The organism is Simplicispira psychrophila DSM 11588 (assembly GCF_000688255.1).
Taxonomy (GTDB): Bacteria; Pseudomonadota; Gammaproteobacteria; order Burkholderiales; family Burkholderiaceae_C; genus Simplicispira; species Simplicispira psychrophila.
Genome location: NZ_JHYS01000001.1, coordinates 20,783 through 41,002 on the forward strand (window position 1 = coordinate 20,783; position 20,220 = coordinate 41,002).

The 20,220-nt window shown below is 64.3% G+C and carries 17 protein-coding genes and 1 pseudogene; 9 read left to right on the forward strand and 9 right to left on the reverse strand.

The genetic code is table 11. The features are described from left to right. The first annotated feature begins 31 nt into the window (after positions 1-31). On the forward strand, positions 32-799 hold the full coding sequence (locus Q390_RS0100090; RefSeq protein ID WP_037471895.1) for a class II aldolase/adducin family protein: 768 nt from the start codon (positions 32-34) through the stop codon (positions 797-799). Between the two features lie 4 nt (positions 800-803). Further along, on the forward strand, positions 804-1,739 hold the full coding sequence (locus Q390_RS0100095) for a 2-hydroxyacid dehydrogenase (RefSeq protein ID WP_027994232.1): 936 nt from the start codon (positions 804-806) through the stop codon (positions 1,737-1,739). A 21-nt stretch (positions 1,740-1,760) separates the two neighbouring features. On the opposite strand, the gene prpR is transcribed toward Q390_RS0100095, so the two are convergent. Next, the gene (gene prpR / locus Q390_RS0100100) at positions 1,761-3,722 is read right to left on the reverse strand and encodes a propionate catabolism operon regulatory protein PrpR (protein WP_027994233.1); all 1,962 of its coding nucleotides are present in this window, start codon (positions 3,720-3,722) and stop codon (positions 1,761-1,763) included. Between the two features lie 242 nt (positions 3,723-3,964). Between prpR and Q390_RS0100105 the strand changes: the two genes are divergently transcribed. From Q390_RS0100105 to Q390_RS0100120, 4 genes are all read left to right on the forward strand, one after another. Continuing rightward, the gene (locus Q390_RS0100105; RefSeq protein WP_027994234.1) at positions 3,965-4,837 is read left to right on the forward strand and encodes an isocitrate lyase/PEP mutase family protein; all 873 of its coding nucleotides are present in this window, start codon (positions 3,965-3,967) and stop codon (positions 4,835-4,837) included. A gap of 111 nt (positions 4,838-4,948) precedes the next feature. Beyond that, positions 4,949-6,697 (forward strand): ribonucleoside triphosphate reductase, encoded by a 1,749-nt coding sequence (locus Q390_RS0100110; protein WP_051602947.1) that lies wholly within the window; start codon positions 4,949-4,951, stop codon positions 6,695-6,697. Between the two features lie 166 nt (positions 6,698-6,863). Beyond that, on the forward strand, positions 6,864-7,052 hold the full coding sequence (gene nrdD, locus Q390_RS0100115) for an anaerobic ribonucleoside-triphosphate reductase (protein WP_027994236.1): 189 nt from the start codon (positions 6,864-6,866) through the stop codon (positions 7,050-7,052). Next, positions 7,027-7,743 (forward strand): anaerobic ribonucleoside-triphosphate reductase activating protein, encoded by a 717-nt coding sequence (locus Q390_RS0100120; RefSeq protein WP_245606823.1) that lies wholly within the window; start codon positions 7,027-7,029, stop codon positions 7,741-7,743. The genes nrdD and Q390_RS0100120 overlap by 26 nt, the downstream gene beginning before the upstream one ends. Here Q390_RS0100120 and Q390_RS0100125 read toward each other — a convergent pair. Next, a complete protein-coding gene (locus Q390_RS0100125) occupies positions 7,724-8,923 on the reverse strand; it encodes a hypothetical protein (protein ID WP_027994238.1) in 1,200 nt (399 codons plus the stop codon). The two genes, Q390_RS0100120 and Q390_RS0100125, sit on opposite strands and share 20 nt — an antisense overlap. Positions 8,924-9,075: 152 nt before the next feature. On the opposite strand from Q390_RS0100125, the gene Q390_RS20670 reads away from it, so the two are divergent. The 3 genes and pseudogenes from Q390_RS20670 to Q390_RS20225 form a co-directional block, all read left to right on the forward strand. Beyond that, positions 9,076-9,261: a hypothetical protein gene (locus Q390_RS20670; protein ID WP_027994239.1), complete on the forward strand. Its 186-nt coding sequence runs from the start codon at positions 9,076-9,078 to the stop codon at positions 9,259-9,261. A gap of 143 nt (positions 9,262-9,404) precedes the next feature. After that, positions 9,405-9,623, forward strand: a complete 219-nt coding sequence (locus Q390_RS0100135) for a hypothetical protein (RefSeq protein ID WP_027994240.1) — start codon at positions 9,405-9,407, stop codon at positions 9,621-9,623. A 291-nt stretch (positions 9,624-9,914) separates the two neighbouring features. Beyond that, positions 9,915-10,052, forward strand: a pseudogene (locus tag Q390_RS20225) (mandelate racemase); the annotation flags it as partial. A 140-nt stretch (positions 10,053-10,192) separates the two neighbouring features. Here the strand turns inward: Q390_RS20225 and Q390_RS0100145 are convergent. The 7 genes from Q390_RS0100145 to Q390_RS0100175 all read right to left on the reverse strand — a co-directional run bounded on the left by Q390_RS0100145 (position 10,193) and on the right by Q390_RS0100175 (position 20,117). Further along, a complete protein-coding gene (locus Q390_RS0100145) occupies positions 10,193-11,404 on the reverse strand; it encodes an NnrS family protein (RefSeq protein WP_084153693.1) in 1,212 nt (403 codons plus the stop codon). Beyond that, a complete protein-coding gene (locus Q390_RS17055; protein WP_051602948.1) occupies positions 11,395-12,147 on the reverse strand; it encodes an ABC transporter ATP-binding protein in 753 nt (250 codons plus the stop codon). The genes Q390_RS0100145 and Q390_RS17055 overlap by 10 nt, the downstream gene beginning before the upstream one ends. Further along, positions 12,144-12,938 (reverse strand): ABC transporter permease, encoded by a 795-nt coding sequence (locus Q390_RS0100155; protein ID WP_156949777.1) that lies wholly within the window; start codon positions 12,936-12,938, stop codon positions 12,144-12,146. The genes Q390_RS17055 and Q390_RS0100155 overlap by 4 nt, the downstream gene beginning before the upstream one ends. Further along, complete coding sequence (locus tag Q390_RS17060) at positions 12,938-13,297, reverse strand: DUF2149 domain-containing protein (protein ID WP_051602949.1); 360 nt, start codon at positions 13,295-13,297, stop codon at positions 12,938-12,940. The genes Q390_RS0100155 and Q390_RS17060 overlap by 1 nt, the downstream gene beginning before the upstream one ends. After that, positions 13,294-13,830: a MotA/TolQ/ExbB proton channel family protein gene (locus Q390_RS17065; RefSeq protein WP_051602950.1), complete on the reverse strand. Its 537-nt coding sequence runs from the start codon at positions 13,828-13,830 to the stop codon at positions 13,294-13,296. The genes Q390_RS17060 and Q390_RS17065 overlap by 4 nt, the downstream gene beginning before the upstream one ends. After that, positions 13,827-17,936: a cobaltochelatase subunit CobN gene (gene cobN / locus Q390_RS17070; protein ID WP_245606824.1), complete on the reverse strand. Its 4,110-nt coding sequence runs from the start codon at positions 17,934-17,936 to the stop codon at positions 13,827-13,829. The genes Q390_RS17065 and cobN overlap by 4 nt, the downstream gene beginning before the upstream one ends. Positions 17,937-18,071: 135 nt before the next feature. After that, positions 18,072-20,117, reverse strand: coding sequence for a TonB-dependent receptor plug domain-containing protein (locus Q390_RS0100175; protein ID WP_245606825.1), 2,046 nt, complete (start codon positions 20,115-20,117; stop codon positions 18,072-18,074). Between the last annotated feature and the right edge of the window lie 103 nt (positions 20,118-20,220).

Here is a 20,220-nt window from a genome sequence, read left to right on the forward strand (position 1 = left end):
GGTTTTTTGATTTAAATAAGAGACAACGACGATGAAAAATTCCATCAATACCGAGTTGCTGGCCCGTTATGCGCCCCATCCGGGACGCCATGCGCTGCTGCCCCCGCTGACCGCGCAGCAGGAAGTGGCGCTGACGTGCCGCATGCTGTCGCGCGAGGGCTATAACGACCACATTGCCGGCCATATCACCGTCAAGCAAGAAGACGGTAGCTACTTGGCCAACCCGTGGGAGCTGACTTGGAGCGAGTTGACTGCGTCAGACATCTTGCGTCTGGACCAAGCCGGCAAAGTCATCGAAGGCGCATGGAACATCACGCCGGCCATCAACCTGCACATCGATGTGCACACCGCCCGCCACGATGTCAGCGTGGTGATCCACAACCACCCCGAGTGGGGTTCGGTGTGGTCGGCGGTCGGGCGCGTGCCGCCGATTTACGACCAGACCTCGGCCTTGGTCGATACCGATCCGGTGATTTACGACGAGTACCGTGGCACGGTGGAAGACGGCGAAGCCGGCCGCGCTGCCGCCGGTGCGCTGGGCACGCACAAATGGGCGCTACTGGCCAACCACGGCGTGCTGCTGGTGGCCAACAACCTGCGCCAAGCGCACCTGCGCGCCATCACGCTGGAGTGGCGCAGCCGCATGGCGTGGCGCGTGGAGATGCTGGGCGGTGGCACGCCACTGCCAGCGGCCGTCGCGGCGGCAACCGGCGGTCGCACCGACGCCAATGGCTTTCCCTTCCTGTGGGAAGCGATGGCCCGCGAAGAAATTCGCCGCGACCCGAGCGTGCTGGAATAAACGCATGAGCAAACCTGCCGTCCTGCTGATGTCGCGCCTGCCCGAACCCTTAGCCGGGCGCTTGCGCGAGCGTTTTGATTGCCATGAGTTGGCACCACTGGACGCCGCGGGCTTGCAGGCGCTGGCGCCGCAGCTGCGCGGCATGGTGGCGACGGGCGAGTCGGTCGTCAGCCGCGCGCTGATGGCCAGCCTGCCTGCGCTGGAAGTGATTTCCGTGCTGGGCGTCGGCTACGACGGCATCGACCTAGCGGCGGCGCGTGAGCGCGGCATCTGCGTGGCCCACACCCCCGGTCTGTCCACCGACGACATTGCCGATTTTGCGATGGCGCTGTTGCTGGCGGCAGCGCGCCAAGTGGTCAACGCCGACCAGTTCGTGCGGCGCGGCGATTGGACCACCGGGCGCCACCCGATGACGCGGCGCGTGTCGGGCGCCCGTCTGGGCATCGTCGGTTTGGGCCGCATTGGCCGGGCGGTGGCGCAGCGGGCGCTGGCGTTTGGGATGGAGATTGCCTACACCGGGCGCACGCCCAAGGCCGACGCGCCTTACCGCTGGTGCAGCGATGCGCAGGCGTTGGCGACCAGCGTGGATTTTCTGGTGGTCTGCGCCAGCGGCGGCGCTGACACGCGCGCCTTGGTCAACGCCGACGTGCTGGCCGCGCTGGGGCCGACCGGCGTCTTGGTCAACATTGCCCGCGGCTCCATCGTCGACGAGGAGGCGCTAATCACCGCGCTGCGCGAGCGCCAGATTTTGGCAGCCGGGCTGGACGTGTTCTGCCATGAGCCACAGCTTGCGCCAGAGCTCTTGGCGCTCGACAACGTGGTGCTCACACCGCACATGGCCAGCACCACCGGTGCCACCGTGCAGGCCATGTTTGACCTGACCTTCGACAACTTGGCCGCGCATTTCGACGGCCTGCCGGTACCGGCGCCGGTGGCGTAAGTGTGTTGGGGCGCTAGGGCGTCAAGCCGCAGCGCCATCCACAGCCATGCGGTTTGCTTTCATCCGGCGCCACAGCGTCGCACGGCTGATGCCCAGAATCTCGCAAGCCTGCCGCTGATCGCCGCCGACTGACTCCAGCACCTCACGCAGCCGCTGCTGTTCGGCTTGGCGACGCGTGTCTTTTAGGTGCCTTGGCGCCAGCGGATCGGCGCATTCGGGGAAGATTTCTTGCAGCCGCGCCGCATCGACGGTGCCTTGCGCGTCGCAGAGAGAGGCATGGCAAGCCAGCAGGCGTTCGACCCAGTTTTCCAACTCACGCACATTGCCGCGCCAGCAGTGGCCGTGGGCCCGTTGCAGCACGGTGGTTAACAAGGTTTGTAGGACAGCCGGCGCCTCGATAGCCAACGCCTTCAACCGCCGCTGCAACAACGCCTGCGCCAGTTGCGCCACGTCACTGCAACTGCGCTCGCGCAGCGCCGGAGTGCTCAGGCGCAGCACCGCCAAGCGGTAATACAGATCGCGGCGGAACAGGCCTTGATCCACTTGCGCAGCCAAGTCGGCGTGGGTGGCGGCAATCACGCGCACATCGACCGGTACGGGCGTAGTCGAGCCGATACGCAGCACTTCGCGCTCTTGCAGCACGCGCAGCAGGCGCGATTGCAGCGCCAGCGGCATGTCACCGATTTCATCCAGAAACAGCGTGCCGGTGTGGGCGGCTTCGACCAGCCCGGTTTTGCCGCCACGCCGCGCGCCGGTGAAAGCGCCTTCTTCGTAGCCGAACAACTCGCTCTCCAACAGACTCTCGCCTAAAGCGGCGCAGTTGACGGCCAGAAACGGTTGCAGCGCGCGGCGACTGGCGCGGTGGATGCCTTGGGCCACCAGCTCTTTGCCGGTGCCGCTTTCACCCAAGATCAGCACGGTGGCATCGCTGACAGCGCATTGCAGCGCCAACGTGCGCAGGCGCTGCACGGCCGGGCTATCGCCCAAAAAATCGTCGATGCGCCAGCGCACGCCGCCAACACCACCCTGGCGCTGGCGCTGGTTGGCGCGCAGGTGGCGGTCGGCGCTGTGGATGGTGTGCGGGTCGCGGCAGACCAGCAGCGCGCCGGTGAGCTGGCCGTTTTCCACCATCGGCGCGCGGCGCACGACTTGGGTGCGGGTAGCCAGTTGCACCACGTCTTCGCTGCTTTCTTGGTATTGCAAGGTGCGCGCCATGTCCAACTGCGGTGCGACGACACCCAGCGCGCGGCCATGCCATTGCGCGGCTGGTGCGCCCAGCAGCGCGGCCATCGCTGGGTTGAGCGCTTGAATACGCTGCTGGCAATCGACCGCCACCACACCGTCTTGCAGTTGGCTGAGGATGGTTTCCAGCCGCTGGTGGCGCGTGCGTTCGGCCAAGCGCTGGCGGGCCACCAGCAGGGCTTCGTTCAAGGCTTGTTTTACGGCGACGTCGGAATACAGCAGCACGCTGGCGATGCCGACCTCTTCGGCCAAATCCGCCACCAGCCCCGGCGCCACCACTGCACCGATACCCGCAGCTTGCAGCGCGTGTACGCAAGCGGCGGCGTCGTCGGAGCCGTGGTAGCTGAACTGGACGATGCCAGCGCCAAATTGCACATCAAACTGCGCAACTTGCTCGGATACAGCGCCAAACGTCACCAGCGCCACCTGGGTGTTTGGCGGCGACAAGGCCCGCGCCCGCGCCAGCGCGCCCAGCAAATCAAAGCCGCGCACTTCAATCATGGCAACGGGAATATCGACGCGCCCCCGAATCCACGCACCGCTGGCTCCCGCCACCACCAACGCGTCAATCGGCGTGCGCGCGTGCAGAGCCAGTACCGCATCGACGGCGGCGTCAAACGAGGCACTGAGGTGGGTAATGCGGGCTTGGCTTTCAAAGCCCTCCGCCGCGCGCTCCAACACCCGCGCAATGCGGTGGCGACCGACGGTGACGATGTGGGGCAATGCAAATGTTTCATTCATGCAGCGCATTATTTCAATACTGAAATAAAACGGCGGCTTTGCCAGCGTCTGCACCCGCAGCCCGCCAGCCAAAGCCGTTGGCACGCGGCTTGCATTGCTACTGACAAGCGCAGTGCGCTCATCAAATTTAATAGCTGCTAGCGCACGATTTCAAAGGGTTTAAGACTGTTTTGATACGCAAACACAATAAATACGTGCGCTAGCAGCTATCAAATTATTTTTTATTTTCACAAGGATTGCCGATGTATTCCCAGCCCAAACAACAACTCAAAGCCCTTGCCAACGCCCGCCGTGGCGTATTGGTGCCGGGCGCGTTCAACGCCCTGTCGGCGCGGGTGATTGAAGACCTGGGTTTTGAGGCAATTTACGTCACCGGCGCGGGCGTGACCAATATGTGGTTTGGCCTGCCGGATCAAGGTTTTATGGGCCTTTCAGAGATTGCCGAGCACACCGCACGCATCCGCGATGCCGTCCATTTGCCGCTGATCGTTGATGCCGATACCGGCTTTGGCAACGCCTTGAACGTGCGCCACACGGTGCGCGTGTTAGAGCGCGCCGGCGCCGATTGCATTCAGCTGGAAGACCAAGTCGCGCCCAAGCGCTGCGGGCATTTTTCGGGCAAAGAGGTGATTTCTACCGCAGAAGCCGTGGCCAAAATCAAGGCCGCCGTGGACGCGCGCCACGACCAAAACCTGCTGATCATGGCACGCACCGACGCTTGCGCGGTGCATGGTTTTGAAGCTGCACTGGAGCGCGCCCACCGCTATAGCGAAGCCGGTGCGGACATCTTGTTTGTCGAAGCCGTCACCACCGCCGAACACATCCGCAGCCTGCCCCAGCGCCTGTCCAAGCCCCAGCTGATGAACATGGTGATTGGCGGCAAGACGCCGATTTTTGGCACCGAGGAGCTGGGCGAGATGGGCTATGGGCTGGTGCTGTACGCCAACGCCGCGTTGCAAGGCGCTGTCGCCGGAATGCAACAAGCGCTGGGTGTGCTGCGCGACACCCGTCGCTTGGACGAAGACCCGGCGCTGGTGGTGCCGTTTGCCGAGCGCCAACGGCTGGTGCGCAAGCCCGAAATGGATGCGCTGGAGCAGCGCTATGCCACAGTTTGAAGCGTGAAGGGGGCGCTAATCACTGCGCCACGTCAAAACCACAGGTAGTGCTTTGCATGTATCGTAGACACCATAGGTAGCGTTAATACCTTACTGTCCACTCAAATATTCATGCAAAATCTCTCTCTTCAGCCAGCCCCTGCCGCCACATTGCACCCCACGCTGGTGAATGTCGAATCCTCCATCAACGAATACCTGACGCGCGCCGATTGGCGCGTCAACGCCAACGCCAATCAAGGGTATTCGCTCGGCGGGCTGATCCTGAACGTGTCGGGCAAAGTCATTGCCAACTACTGGCTGTCGCACGTTTACACGCCGGAGATTGGCGCGGCGCACCGCAGCGGCGACCTGCACATCCACGACTTGGACATGCTCAGTGGCTACTGCGCTGGCTGGTCGCTGCGCACGCTGCTCAACGAAGGTCTGAACGGCGTGCCCGGCAAGGTCGAGGCCGGGCCACCCAAGCACATGTCGTCGGCGGTCGGGCAAATCGTCAATTTTTTGGGCACGCTGCAAAACGAATGGGCCGGCGCGCAGGCATTCTCGTCGTTCGACACCTACATGGCACCGTATGTCCGCGTCGATGCGATGGACTACGCCGCCGTGCGCCAGTGCATCCAGGAGCTGGTTTACAACCTCAACGTGCCCTCGCGCTGGGGCACACAAACGCCATTCACCAATTTGACTTTTGACTGGGTCTGCCCGGACGATTTGCGCGCGCAGGTGCCGGTGATTGCCGGCAAGGAGATGCCGTTTTGCTACGGCGATTTGCAGGCCGAGATGGACGTCATCAACCGCGCCTACATCGACGTGATGACCGCTGGCGACGCCAAAGGCCGGGTGTTTACCTTTCCAATTCCGACCTACAACATCACCAAAGATTTTCCGTGGGAGAGCGACAACGCGGCGCGGCTGTTTGATATGACGGCCAAGTACGGCCTGCCGTATTTCCAGAACTTCATCAATTCCGAGCTGGAGCCGAACATGGTGCGCTCGATGTGTTGCCGCTTGCAGCTCGATTTGCGCGAGTTGCTGAAACGCGGCAATGGCCTGTTTGGCAGTGCCGAGCAGACCGGCAGTTTGGGCGTGGTGACCATCAACTGTGCGCGCTTGGGCTATTTGCACCAAGGCGATGAAGCGGGGCTGATGGCGGCACTGGATCGCCTGATGGAGCTGGGCAAGCAAAGCCTAGAAACCAAGCGCCAGCTGATCCAGCAACTGATGGATGAGGGCTTGTTCCCCTACACCAAGCGCTATCTGGGCACGCTGCGCAACCACTTTTCGACGCTGGGCGTGAACGGCATCAACGAGATGGTGCGCAACTTCAGCGGTGGCGCGTACGACATCACCAGTGGTGCCGGCCACCAGTTGGCGGTGCGACTGCTGGACCATGTGCGCGCGCGCATGACCGACTTTCAAGAAGCCACCGGCCACCTCTACAACTTAGAAGCCACACCCGCCGAAGGCACCACCTACCGCTTTGCCAAAGAAGACAAAAAGCGCTGGCCAGCGATCTTGCAAGCCGGTACTGCCGATAAGCCCTACTACACCAACTCGTCGCAATTGCCGGTGGGCTTTACCGACGACCCGTTTGAGGCGCTGGAGCGCCAAGAGGTGCTGCAGTCTAAATACACCGGCGGCACCGTGTTGCACCTGTATATGGGCGAGCGCCTGTCCAGCGGCACGGCCTGCCGCGACTTGGTTCGGCGCGCGCTGACGCGCTTTCGCCTGCCGTACATCACCATCACGCCGACGTTTTCGATCTGCCCAACGCACGGCTATCTGACCGGAGAGCACCCGTTCTGCCCGACCTGCGATGGCGAGCGGCTGGCGGCCAAGCGTGCGGCGTTGGCGGCGTGATCGGCGCCGCTGCCCACATATCAAGCCAAAAAGCCCTCAAGCGCTTATCCCATAAGCGCTAGCAGCTATTGATTTCATAGTTTCAGGCGGTGCCGACGGGCACCTGCCCACCCCCGACGTGTAGCCTCTGGGCACGCGTCTTTTTGTCACCCCCGGAGATCCATCCATGAGCCACTTTTCCAGCACCGAACACCCCGCCCTTGCCGACGTACAACTGACCGACGCCGAGCGCCAGCCCTGCGAAGTCTGGACGCGCGTGATGGGCTACCACCGCCCGGTCGCCAGCTTCAACATCGGCAAGCAAGGGGAACACCACGAGCGCCAGTTTTTTGCTGAAACGCCCTGTGGCCGCTAAGTCGGTGGCTGCCGCCCAGGCCGCCACGCTGCGCGTCGGCGGCCTGACGTCGCTGACCAGCATCGACTTTCCCGGTCGTCTGGCGGCGGTGGTGTATGCCCAAGGCTGCCCGTGGCGTTGCGGCTACTGCCACAACCCCGGACTGCTCGATGCCACCACGCCCGCCGCACTAGACTGGTCGCAGGTGCTGGCCTTTCTGGACAAGCGCCGGGGCCTGCTGGACGGGGTGGTTTTTTCTGGCGGCGAGCCGACGCTGCAAACCGCCCTGCCCGCTGCTGTGCGGGAGGTGCGTGCTATGGGCTTTCAAACCGCCCTGCACACCGGCGGCATGTACCCCGAGCGCCTGAGCGCACTGCTGCCGCTGCTGGACTGGGTCGGACTGGACATCAAAGGCCCGCTGCAGCGCTACGACGCTATCACCGGCGCGCCGGGCAGTGGCGACAAAGCCTGGGCATCGCTGCGCCGCCTACTGGCCAGCGGCGTGGCTTATGAATGCCGCACCACTTGGCACGCCGGGCTGTTCAGTGCGGTGGAATTGCTGGCGCTGGCCGATGCACTGGCCGCGCTGGGCGTGGCGCATTGGGCGCTGCAGGAATGCCGTGCGCCGGGCGCGGCGGCGTGGGAATTGAGCGCTGCTCAGGTGCTGGCGTTGGAGCAGCGGTTTGCGGTTTTCACGCTGCGCCGGGGCTGAAGCCCAGACGTCTTTGCGTCCAGCGCAGGCCTTTGCTGGTGGTTATAAGCAGGGTACCGGCCGCACTCAATGCCAAACCCAAGAGTGACAGCAGTGGTAAAAGCAAGGGTGCCAACAACACACCCCAGCCGATGGTTTTGGCCAGAAAGGGCGAAAGACCCAGCCAACGCCCCCAGGTCACCCACAGGCTGCTCAGCAAGCTGGGATGGCGTACGACCAGATAGACCGTGCCTGCGATGGCACCGTACTGGACCACATAGCGGCCCAGCGCGCTGCGCCGCAGTAGCGGCGCTCCCAGCAGCTGGGTGCGCTGCACCACACCAACTGCGCGCACCTCGCGGGCAGCACGCAAGAATTTGATGGCCTTGAAGGCGCCGACGACGATGAACACATCCATCCCGGCACTCAAGACATCCACGGCCTCGAGCGGTTGTCCGCTTTTGTATTTTTTCTCTAGGCCAATGGCGCCCGAGAAGAACAACGACTTCGCCGCACCCAAGCCGCGCTCGGTCTGCACCCACACCGCCTGCCCTTGGGGGTCCAGCACAAACTGCCCCAAAAATTGGTAGCCGTCGTGCGCGATGAAAGCAATGGCACGCTGCCCACGCAGGTCGGGGCCATAAGTGGCTGGCAGCGGTGCCTTTTTGTACTCGGCTGCGCTGGACGACTCTACCGGCACTGATGGCCACCACTGGGCCCAAAAGTCCTTGGCCGCAGCGATAGCAACCTCGCTTTTTTGTTGTGCCAAATAGAGCAAGCGCATCGATGCAAGATCATTTTTGACGAAATAAGCAATCACCGGAAGGGTGTTCTCACCGTACTGCCGCAGGACGGCCTGAAACGTTGGATCATCGCCAAACCGCAGCAGCACCTCTTGGGCGGCGTCGCCATATTTATGGAGGGCCAGCTGTGCCTTGAAGGCCAGTTCATGGTCATAGTCCAGCAACAGCGCCTTCACTGCCGTCGGCTGCGCGGCCACGCTCTTCCAATCGGACGCATGGGCTTGGCGCAGTGCCACCTCTACCAGCCGGTCTTCATAAGGCGCCTCGGTGGTACCGGCGGCGATGGTGCTGGCCAAGGCCAGCGCCAGGGTCAACACCAGTGCCATGCGCAGCCACAGGCCGGGACGCTGGATATTTTGGTGGGGCGTGGTATCGCCCACAAGCGGGGCTGTTTTCATGGATTTTTGCGATCGAACGAAAGGGATGGATTTGTCCCCATGTTACGGGTCGTGGTCAAATTTTTCAGAGTCCGAGAGGGAGATTTTTAAATTCAGTCGTCTGTCAGGAACTGTCATTTGCACCTCCCTAGTGAGCTGCATCCCACCATGGAATGATCCATGCATTCTGGTACTACATCGGCGAGCGCTTCAGCGTGGTGCGTGGGTTCTGCGGCCAGGGCCTGCGATTGCAGGAAGGCATGGTCTTCCCCATCGAGCCCAGGCCCAAGGCCGGCAAGCGCGCAACCCGGGAGCTGCCCGCCGGCGGGACGGACCGATCCGAGTACCCGCCTCATTGACCTCAATCTTGCCGCTGGGAGTGCGCAGAAGGGGCGCGGTCGCAGCCTCCTTCTTGAACTTTGTAATTGCGCAGGCATATTCCCCTCTTGCCCCTGCAGCAACCGCTCTTGGGGCCCATGCGAAACGCAACCTATTGACCACAATGAAGACCATTGACGAGATGCTGCACCTGGACTTGTTGACCCCAGAACAGCACATTCAAATCGACGCATGGATTGCGCAAGCCGGGTCGCCAGATGAAATTTTGAAGATGCCTCCGGCCCTTTGGCAGGCCATAGAACATGCCAGCCAAGTCATGGGTATCGACCAAGACCTCCTGCGTACGCCTCCATTGGATGCGACCGATGCTTTCTTGCGCTGACCTGTGGCTGTCGCTGCGAACGAATCAAGCAGTGGATGGCTTACGAGGAAAAATCGGGCACCAAAAATTCGTACCGTTTTCAAAATAACTGGACATTCGGCAAAAATCGATCGGTTGAATCCGTAGCCCCTACCGCACGATGCGCTCACGCTTTACGCCGTTTCACGGTGATGGCGCTGAAGGATGGGGAGAAGACGCAGGCTACTTTGCTGTTCTAACAGCCGGCCCGATCGACTTCTTCCTGCAGGTCGCCCTGCGCAACCTAGACAAGAACCCGATGGCCACCGGTCGAACCTGTTCCAGCCTTTCGGCGGCTTCCCCGACGGCGTCAAGGTCGAGAACAGCGACGTGGCGTGGCCCGACCTTGCCGGCATCGGCTTTGAAGGCAAGGCTGCCCTATACCGCGAAATGCAGGTGCGCTCGGTATAAGACACGCCCAAAAACGCCGGCAACCGCAGGAGCAAATTCGGTTGCGCAGCGCCGGTTTTGCACGGGCCGGTTGTCGCGCTGATTGAATCGTCTAGGCTGGCAGCGCGATCAGCCCAGCAATGTGCGAGCAAAGCACCGCCCTACCCCTGACACCCCCACAGCCCGTCCGCCCGCACCTGCCACAGCACCGGCGCAATAAACCAGCACAACAGGCCAAACGCCGCTATCCAGCACAGGCCAGCGGCTGCCATGCAGGCGACAGAATATTCGCCCGCCCACGCCACAGCGACGCGCAACACGGCAGCCATGGCGATCAGGCCGACACCCCACTGACTCCAGGTACGCTCGTCTATCGCCAAGCCGCAATGCGCGCGACCGGCAATGCAAATCACGGCGTAGATGGCCAGACCGATGGCGCCCACGGTCAGCAGGTGCCGCCCGGCCGTGACGCCCGGGCCACCCGCCAGCAGCGCCCAGCCCATCAGCGCGTAGCCCAGCGCCATGCACCCGTACACGCTGTAGAGCGTGAGCGGCCAGCGCTGCAACAGCGGCCGGCCGATATGCCAGTCGCCCATCAGGTTGAACACGGCAGCAGCGGTAGCGCAGGCCAGCCAACCGCTGGTGCGGCTGCCGGGTTGCCAAAACTCGGCCAGCGTGAACAGCGCGATACACAGCACCAGCAAATTGCGCCGGGGTGGCCGGGCCAGATAGGGCGCGGCACCAGTGCCGGCGTCGTCAATGGCGCGGTTGACGATGCGCATCGAGATGCGGCTCAGGGCGATGACGATCAGCACCATCAGCAAACCTAGCAAGGCGTGCAGCCAGCGCATCGGATAGGCACCGCGCAGCGCATCAAAGTAGAAGCCAGCGACCAGCAGCAGCAGGCCCGCCAGCGCCCAGCCAAAGGCACGGTGGCGTTGACCGGCGCTGGTGCGCAGAGCGGGCCATAGCAGCACCAGCAAGCCGCCCAGCAGCGCCAGTTGCGCCGCACCGGCCAGCGCCAGCGCCGGCCAACCCAGGCTGCCCGATAGCCAAAACCCAACGCGCCCCAGCAGCCACAGCGCGACCAACTGGCGCGCGGTGCGGGTGGACGCGCCAGCGGTCTTGGTGAACTCGGGCACGGCGGTCAGCACAAAACCGGCCACCGCCGCCAAGCCAAAGCCCAGCAACAACTCATGCGCGTGCCAGACCAGCGCGCCGCCAGCAACCGGGGGCGGCGGTAGGCCCAGTGCCAACACCGCGATCCACAGGCCGATCAGCAGTACCGCCGATCCCATGGTCAGCACAAAAAACGGCCGCATGGCGCACATCCACAGCGGGTGCTGCGCCAACAAAAAATTATTTACCCGCATGACGCCTCCTGCAAGGCATCCAGCCCAAAGGCGGCGCGCACGGCCGGCACGCGCAGCAGCTCGGCGGTGTCGTGGTAAACGGTGGCATCGGTGCGCGCCAGCGCCGCGCCGGGCGGGGTGTACTGGTGCACCACGCGGCCCGGGCCGGCGGCCATCACCAGCACCGTGTCGGCCAAGCGCACCGCTTCCATCAGGTCGTGGGTAATCATCAGCACCGCCGTGCCTTGCTCTGCTTGGTGGCGCAGCAGCAGGCGGTGCAGTTGGGCTTTGAGGCCAATGTCGAGCGCGGCAAACGGCTCGTCCATCAGCAGCAAATCGGGTTGCAGCACCAGCGCCCGGGCCAGCGCGGCGCGGCTTTGCATACCGCCCGACAACTGGTGCGGGTAGGCGGCCAGCGCCGCGCCGTCCAGCCCCAGCAGTTGCCCGATGGCATGGGCGCGGCTGCGTGCCTCGGCCCGCGTCATACCTTGGGCGCGCAAGCCCAAAGCAATGTTGTCGGCACAGGTTTGCCACGGCAGCAGGCGCGGCTGCTGAAACATCAGCGCCGGGCAAGCAAAGCGGTTGCGCAAACGTCCGTCTTGCAGCGTCAACAGGCCGGCGCACAGGTGCAGTAGCGTGGTCTTGCCGCAGCCCGACGGGCCGACCAGCGCCAAGACAGCACCGGGCGCGAGCGCCAGACTGACACCGCCCAGCACTTCGGTCAGCGCGTAGCTGTGGCGCACTTCTTGTAAACACAAACTCATGGGGTTGCTTCTCGCCAGCGCTCAACTTCGCGCTTGAGTGGCTCTAAAAATCCATATTCAACGACCAGCAGGCAGCCGACCACGGCGACGATCCAGCCCAGCGTGGTGGCGGTATCAAGCTGCGAGCGGCTCGCCGCCAGCGCGGCACCGACACCGTCGCTGCTGGCCAGCAGCTCGGCCATCACCGTGACTTTCCACGCACTGCCCAGCGCCGTCACCCAAGCCGGAAACAGGTACGACAGCACGTGTGGGCCATAGACCTCGCGCAGCGCCATGCCGCGCGGCAGGCGGTAGGCGCGCGCCATATCGCGCAGCTGTAAATCCAACGTGCGCGTGCCTTGCAGCGCACTGGCAAACACCACCGGAAAGCAGGCGATAAAGACGGTGAAAACGGGGGTGCCGTCGCTCATGCCAAACCACAGCATCGCCAGCACCAGCCAAGCAATCGGCGGCGTGCCCAGCAGCACCGTGACCAGTGGCCGTGCCAATACCGACGCCGTCACCGACAGCCCGGCGGCCAGCCCCAGCAGGCTGCCCACCGTCAGCGCCAACGCCAGCCCCATCAGCGCGCGCCGCGCGGTGGCGGCCAGCGCGGGCCATGCGCTGCCTTGTTCCACCAGACCGCGCAGCGCCGCAAAAGCGTCCAGCGGTGCCGGCAGAATCAGCGGGTCGTAAAAAGCGGCCACCGCCTCCCATGCCGCCAGCAGCAAAAACAGGCTGGCACCCGCGCCCCAGCCGCTCCACAGGTAGCCGGGCAAACCGCGCAGCACACGCACCAGCAGGCGCAACATTACTCGCTGGCCTGCACAGGCGTTTCGGCTGCGGACGGATCAGCACCGGCTTCGGGCACATAAACCATCGAGCCGTCCTTCAGCCGGTAGGCGACACCGGCCTTGTTGCCTTGGCCTTCGCCAATTTCGCCGCTGGCTTTGTAGCGCTCAATTTTTTGGCCGTCTTTGATGACCACTTCCATGTTCGGTTTGCCGGGGTTTTTAATGACGGTGACCGATTCGGTGCTGAACGGGTTCACTGGGTTGTTGGCTACCGCCAGCAACAGCGCGGCGATGATGACCAAAAACACGTCGATCAAATTGACCACCGACTGGATCGGGTCGTCGGCCTCCATGTCGTCCATCAAACGCAGCTTCATGCCGGCACCTCATTGACCAGGTGGCCCAGCATGTCTTGCGCCGGTGTTTCGGTGGGGGCAATGCCTTGCTCGATGGCGGCCAAGTCAGCGGCATACCAGCGCTTGCGCACGTTGACCACGCTGTAGCTGAGTGCGGCGGCCAGCAGCGCCAAAATCACTGCCGAAAACGCCACCATCAGGCTGCGCGAGACATCGACCAAGTTGCCATCGGCCAGCGCCATCAGCGCCGGGCCCATTGGAATCATCGTCGCCACCAAGCCCAGCATCGGTGCTACACGGGTGGCAATGCGGGCAAATTCCAGCCGCTCGGCGGCCAGCACTTCGAGATCGAGCACGCTGATGGCCGGGTTAGCGCGGCGCGCCACCAGCATTTCAAAACCGGCGACCTTGCCGTTGTGTCGCTGCCAAGCTTGCCAAACAAAAGCGCCCAGCGCGTAGAAGGCGTGGACGAACAGCGCAGCAATCGCCAGCAGCACCGGGTACAAAAAGAACTGGCTGACGCCATACATCATGGATTCGACGGGATTGCTCATTTGAAAACTCCAAAAAGTGAATGAATCGGGGCGCGGCGCACGCTTTTGCGCCGGCGTGCCTGCTGTACGGCACCGGCGGCGCTGGTGCCAGCCAGCAGCAGTCCCAGCAGTGCGGCCTGCGTTGGGCTGACATCCACTGGCGTAGCCGGTGGCACCGGTGCCATCAAAATGCCACTGACGACGGGAGGCTCGGCAGCAGGCGGCTCCTGTCCAGCGGGCGGCTCGGTGGCTTGCGGCGGTGCGGATGCTGGTGACGCTTCGGCAGCAGCCAGCGGCGCATCCAAACCAAAGCCCGGTGCAACAGCAGCGGTGGCGCTGTTCGTCGCTGGCGTCTGGCCGACATAGGCCTGAAAGCGGGCGTTGTCACTCTGCACATCAAAGCGCTCAGACAGGTCACGCCAGCGCTGTTTCAGCTCGGCCACCATCTTCGGATCGGCCTTCCAGTAGCCTTGGCGTGCGGCTTCCAACATCCGCTCCATGGTCTGCGCCAGCGCGTGCGGGTTGTTGGCTTCAAACCAGCGCTTGAGTCCCAGTTGGTGCTTGTCGCCCACGTAGACATCGGCCATCTCCTGCCACTGGTCATCGCGCACGATTTCACGTGCCACCGCCGTCCAGCCCCAAAAGTTGTTGGTGGCGTCCAGCACCTGCAAGGTGCCGGCGTAGCCCTCGGCCATCAGACCTTTGATGTAGCCGGGGTGAAACTGCCGTGTCGCCAGTTCTTTGGACAAAAACTGCGCTGCACCTTCAACCCGCCCACTGCCACTGCCGCGCAGGTTGCTGATGTACAGCTGTGGTGCTTTACCGTCCAAATACCGCACCGCCAGCGCAATGCCGCCCAGGTACTGGAACGGGTCGTCGGTGGTCAACATGCCGTACAGGTTGGAGCTGCGCGACAGCACCGCGCCCTCGGTGCCGCGCAGCTGTTCGGCGTACAAATTGAGCGCCTTGCCGCCTTTGCCACTTTCCCCCTCTTTGCCCGCCGTCGGCAAGCTGCCCCAAGTGGCTTCGTCGGGGCCATAGGCGTACTGCATCCGTGACAGGTACAGCTGCGCCAATTTGCGGTCGCCTTCCTTCTTGCCCTGCCAGCTGTCGGTGGCCAACGTGGCGTTGTCCAGGCCGGTGCCGTAGTTGCCGGTTTCGGACGAGAAGATGCGCGTTTGCGCTGCTGACAACGCCGCCTTGTCTCCCATGCCTTGGGCGCGCAGCTGCGCCGCGAGGCTGCGCGTGTGCGCCGCCACCGGGTTGGCTTCTTCGCCCAGCCCTTGCGCTTCAGCCGCCAACTGCACGGCGCGCGCCAGTTGCTTCATGGCGTTGGGGAAATGGTCGCGGTACAGGCCGGTGGCTGACAGCACCACGTCCACCCGCTCGCGCCCCAGCGCCGCGCGCGGCACCAGCTTGACGCCGGTCACGCGCCCACCTTCGTCCCACACCGGCTCCACGCCCAGCAGCCACAGGGCTTGCGCTTCGAGCAAGCCCTGGTGGCGCATGGTTTCCACCGACCACAGCGACACCGCCAGCTTGGTCGGTGCTTTGCCGGTCAGACGCTGGTGCTCGGCAATCAATTGCTCGGCTGCGTCTTTGCCTGCGGCCCAAGCCTGGGGCGTCGGCACGCGCGAAGGATCAAAGCCGTACAGGTTGCGCCCGGTCGGATAAGCATCCGGGTTCTTGATGGGGTCACCGCCGTAGGACGTAGCCAGATGCCGGCCAGCCAGCACCTGTAGCAGCGCCGGCAGCTCCCGATCTGCGCCAATATCGGCATACCAGCCCCGTGCTTGGTCGATGCTGGTTTTCAGCAGCGTTGGCAGGGCGTCGGTGCTTTCCTTTTGCACCACATGGCGCTCTAGCAACTGGTACGGCGTGGTCTGCGCCAACTGGCTGTAGTCGCCCACCAGCGCTTCATCGAGGTCGGCCGCGCGGGCGCCTGCATTCGTCGCCGCCGCCTCCCAGAACGGGCGCCCTAGCATCAGCAGCACGGTGGCCAGGCGATGTTGTTCTTCGGGGGCACGGCCCAGCGTGTGCAGACCGAGCGGCTGGGCGGTTTCGGCCAGTTCGTGCAGGTGGTTGTGCAGCAAATCCACAAACGCCGGGAACTCGCTGCGCGTGCGCTGGGCCGTCCAGCCCATGTCGCGGTCGATGCGCTCTTTGGCCACGGCGGCCAGCAGGTCGGCCTTGATTTTTTCTTTGACCACGCCCTCGTCCTGCGCCACCCAGGCGTGCAGCAGGTCGTGCATTGTGGTCAGCACCTCGTGCAGGCCGGCGGGCTTGAAGGGCGGCGTCTGGTGGCTGACGATGACGGCGCGGCCACGGCGTTTGGCCTGCTGGGCCTCGCCAATGTTGTCGGCAATGTACGGGTAGGCCACCGGCACGTTGCCCAAGGCCAGCATCCCGGGGTCGAACACCGACAGACCGCGCTCCTTGCCGGGCAACCACTCCTGGCTGCCGTGGGTGCCAAAGTGCACCAGCGCATCGCTTTTTTGCTGCTCGCGCGCCCACAAGTAAGCGGCCAGGTAGTAGTGCGACGGCAGGGCGCTGGGCGAGTGGTACAGCGCCTTTTCCTTGTCGTCCCACTGCTCGCCGCGTGGCGGCTGCGGCAGGATCGCTACCTTGCCCAGCATCAGGCGCGGCACGACGAACACCGCCTCGCCACCCCGGCGCAGCACCATGCTCGACGCCTCGGGCTCGCCCCAGCGCGCGCGCAGGGATGCTTGCGTGGCGGCGGGCAGCGTGGCCAGCCATTGGCGGTACTGCGCCACCGGCAGGGCAGCGGCTAGGCCGTCGCGCAGCAGCGGTTCCAGCTCCCCTTGGCGGTACGACGGGGCCAGCAGGCGTTGCAGGTTGCCAATCAGCAACGGCTCGGCGGGCGACTCAGTGTCGTAGCCCGCAGCGTGCAGCGCAGCCAGCGTGGTTTGCAGGCTGCGTGGCACGTTCAGAAACGAGGCCGACAGGTTCTTCTCGCCCGGCGGGTAGTTCCAGAAAAAGATGGACAGGCGCTTGTCGGCGTTCTGCTTGCGCTGCAACTGCGCCAGATTCAGCGCCTTGCCGACCACCGCGTCGGCCTGCGCAGCAATCGACACCATTTGCTCGTCTGACGCGCGCGTGGCGGCGGCGACCTGGATATCAATCACACCGGCGTATTCGGCCTGCGCCAGGTAAAACGGCACGTCCATCAGCGCCACGCCTTGCGGGTTGGCGGCCCAGGCGGCCTCGTCGCCACGGCGGTAGGGCATGGCTTGCAGCACGGGGATGCCCAGCCGGTCGAACTCGGCGCGGCGTTCTTCAGCGCCCAGCATGATTTGCGTGTTGATGAGCACATCCGCCAGCCGGGTGCCTGCGGGCTTGAGCATCTGCTCCAGCGTGCCGGCCTCCAGCATCGGGCTGTAGAACGGCAGCGCCACGGCGCCGCCGGCTTCAATGCGGGCAATCAGGTCGTCGATGAAGTCGGTTTGCATCGAGGCGATGTACTGCTGGTGCAGCGCCAGCGCTACCACCGGGCGGCGCTGCGGGTTGGCCATGTCCACGCCCTGCGAGCGCAGCCAAGCCACCGGGTCGGCCATGACGAGGCCCGGCGCGCGCGGGTGGTAGACGGCGGTTTTGGGGAACACCACCGGCTCAGGCAACCCGACGGGCGCGCTACGGCCCTGCAGCTGCGCCGCCAGCGTGGCAAAGAAGCCGTCAAAGTTCTGCTTGCCGCCGTTGCTGTAATAGGTGATGAGCCGCCGCGCCACAGGCTCAGGCAATCCGCCGCCCCAGACCGGTTTGGCGGCGTACAACCAAGCGTGGGGCGCGCGCAGGCCCGGCAGCGCACGCGCCAACCGGTCTTGCACCACGTCCTGCAAATAGCTGTCGATGAAGACGGCGTCAAAACCTTTGAACAGACCTTCATCGGTGTCGGCCGGCAGCCTTTCCAAGTAGCGCATCTGGAGCTGGATGCCGTGCGGGCGCGCAATGTCGGCCAACTGGCGGAACTTGCCCGCCGGCAAGTTGGAGGTGGCGATGAACAACACCTGCGCCGCCTGCACGGCCCCCCAAGGCGCCAGCGCCAGCAGGCACAGCGCCAGCCAGCGCCGCAGCCAAGCCAGGGTGTTTTGAGAATTTTTATGAGTCAAATTGACCTCTAGCGCTTATCCATCAAGCGGTGATAGCTATCAAATACGTAGTTTCCGGATGCCTGCGCACCCGACCCCTGGCCCACACTTCCCCACCAGAGAGGGGGCCAGGGGAGGATCACGTGGCGTCCTGGTTCAAAAATCCACCCGCGCAGTGACGAACACGCGCCGTGCGCGCTCGGCATAACCAAAGCTCGCCGACTTCTCGGCCAGGTTCACGTTGCCCAGGTTCTCCAGCCCGGCGCGCAACACCACTTTGCGTTGTGCATCCAGCGCCAACTGCTTGCCTACGCTGACGCTCCACAGCGCATACGAAGGCAGAGTGACGCCATCGGTGCCGGCCTGGCTGCCAGTGAATTCGCCGGTCAGGCGGGCACTCCAGCCTTCATGGCCCTTCCATTCGAGGCGCGAGGTCAGGCTGCTGGACGGCCGGTCGGCCAATTTTTTACCGGTGCTTTTGTCGCGCGTCTGCAGCAAGGTCAGGTCGTTGCTCCAGGCGATCTGGCGCGTCACGTCCCAGGTCATACCGGCCTCCAGACCGCGGATGCGGGCGGCGTCCACGTTGTCGTACTGGTAGAAACGGCGCACGCCTTCGGTGCGCAGCAGGCGGTAGGTGATGAGGTCTTTGACCTCGGTGTTGAACACCGTGGCGCGCAGCGACCAGGCGGGCGCCACCTGCCAGTCGGCACCGATCTCGAACGAATTCGACGACTCGGGTTGGATGTTGCCGTTGCCGGCAAAGGTGTGCGGGCCTTCGGCGCCAACGTAGTTGGGCGAAATTTGCTTGAGCGTGGGCGCCTTGAAGGCATGGCCAAAGCCGCCCTTGACCACCAGCGCCGGGCTGGGCTCCCAGACCAGGTAGGCGCGTGGGCTGACTTCGCTGCCAAAAATGGCGTGGTGGTCGGCGCGTAGGCCGGCGGTGAACATCAGCGTGTCGCTCAGGGCGATTTCGTCCTGAGCAAACAGCGCCTTGTGCGTGGCGTCGTCCACGCCGTTTTTCAGGCCGGCGTTCTCTAATCTTTCCTTGCGCCATTCACCGCCCACGGTGAGTTTGTGCGCCCCCAAGGTAAAGCTGGCGTGGCCGTCCATCACGTCGTCCACCATGTTTTGTGGCCGCGTCGGTGTGCCACCGCTGCTGGCGCGGTTGACGATGTCGATCTCGCTGCGGTAGGCACGCAGCTGGCCGCGCCAGCCGTCGAATTTTCCTTCCCAACCGACATGCGCCTGCGAGCGGTCGATGTCGTAGGTGCTGCGGTAGACCGTGCCACGGGACTCGGTGTCGTAGACACGCTCCTCCTTGCCACCGCTCCAGCCGGCCTCCAGCGTCTGCTGCGGGGTGAGTGCAAAACTCGCGGCCAAGCCCCCACTCTTCGCGTGGTTTCCTTCTATTTCTGACAGCGCCCGGTTGCGTCGGTCGGCCACGGGGGCGCTGTGCGCCAGTTCGGCGTTGACGCGCAAGCTCAGGCGCTCACCCACCGGGCCGGCGGCGAACACCGAGGTGGAGCCGGTCGGCTCGCCCTGGCTGGAGCTGGTGGGCGTGCTGCCGGAAACACCGACCGAGCCGATCCACTTGTCTTTGGGCTGGCGCGTGATCAGGTTGATGACGCCGCCCAGCGCTTCGGAGCCATACAACGCCGACATCGGGCCGCGAATGATCTCGATGCGCTCCACCGCCGACATCGGCAGCCAGCCGTATTGGTAGTCGGAGTGGCCCACCACGTCGTCCGACGCGCTGATGCGCCGGCCATCGATGAGGGTCAGCGTGTGCTTGCCTTCCAGCCCGCGCAGCGCCAGCGTTTTGCGCCCGCCCACCTGGCGCGGCGAGAGCGTCAGACCCGGTGCGCCGCGCACGGCATCGAGCAAATTGGAGGCGTTGCGCGTGGCCAGCTCCTCACGGCCGATCACGGTGACGCTGGCAGGCGCGGTGCGCGCGTCCTGCTCGGTCATCGTGGCGGTGACTGTGACGGCGGGCAAGGCGGCGCTGGCCTGCGCCATCTGCACAGACTCCGTAGAAGAGGCGGTGACGGTGGCAGCGGTTCCAGACGCACGCATCTCCTGCGCCTGTACGTTGGCACCGGCCAGCAGCCACAGCACGGCCAGTGCGACAGGTCGGCGGCGCAGCGGCTGTGCCAAGCACAGTGCGGCGCGCGGCGCGGCGGGGGCCTCGGGGGAATACGTCATGAATGCAAACTCCTGGAGTCAAAAAAAGAAGACCCAGGTGGCGGCGGCTGCCGGGGATAGAAAAGAAAACAGTGAAAAGAAATGCGGTGCGGCGCACCGCCAC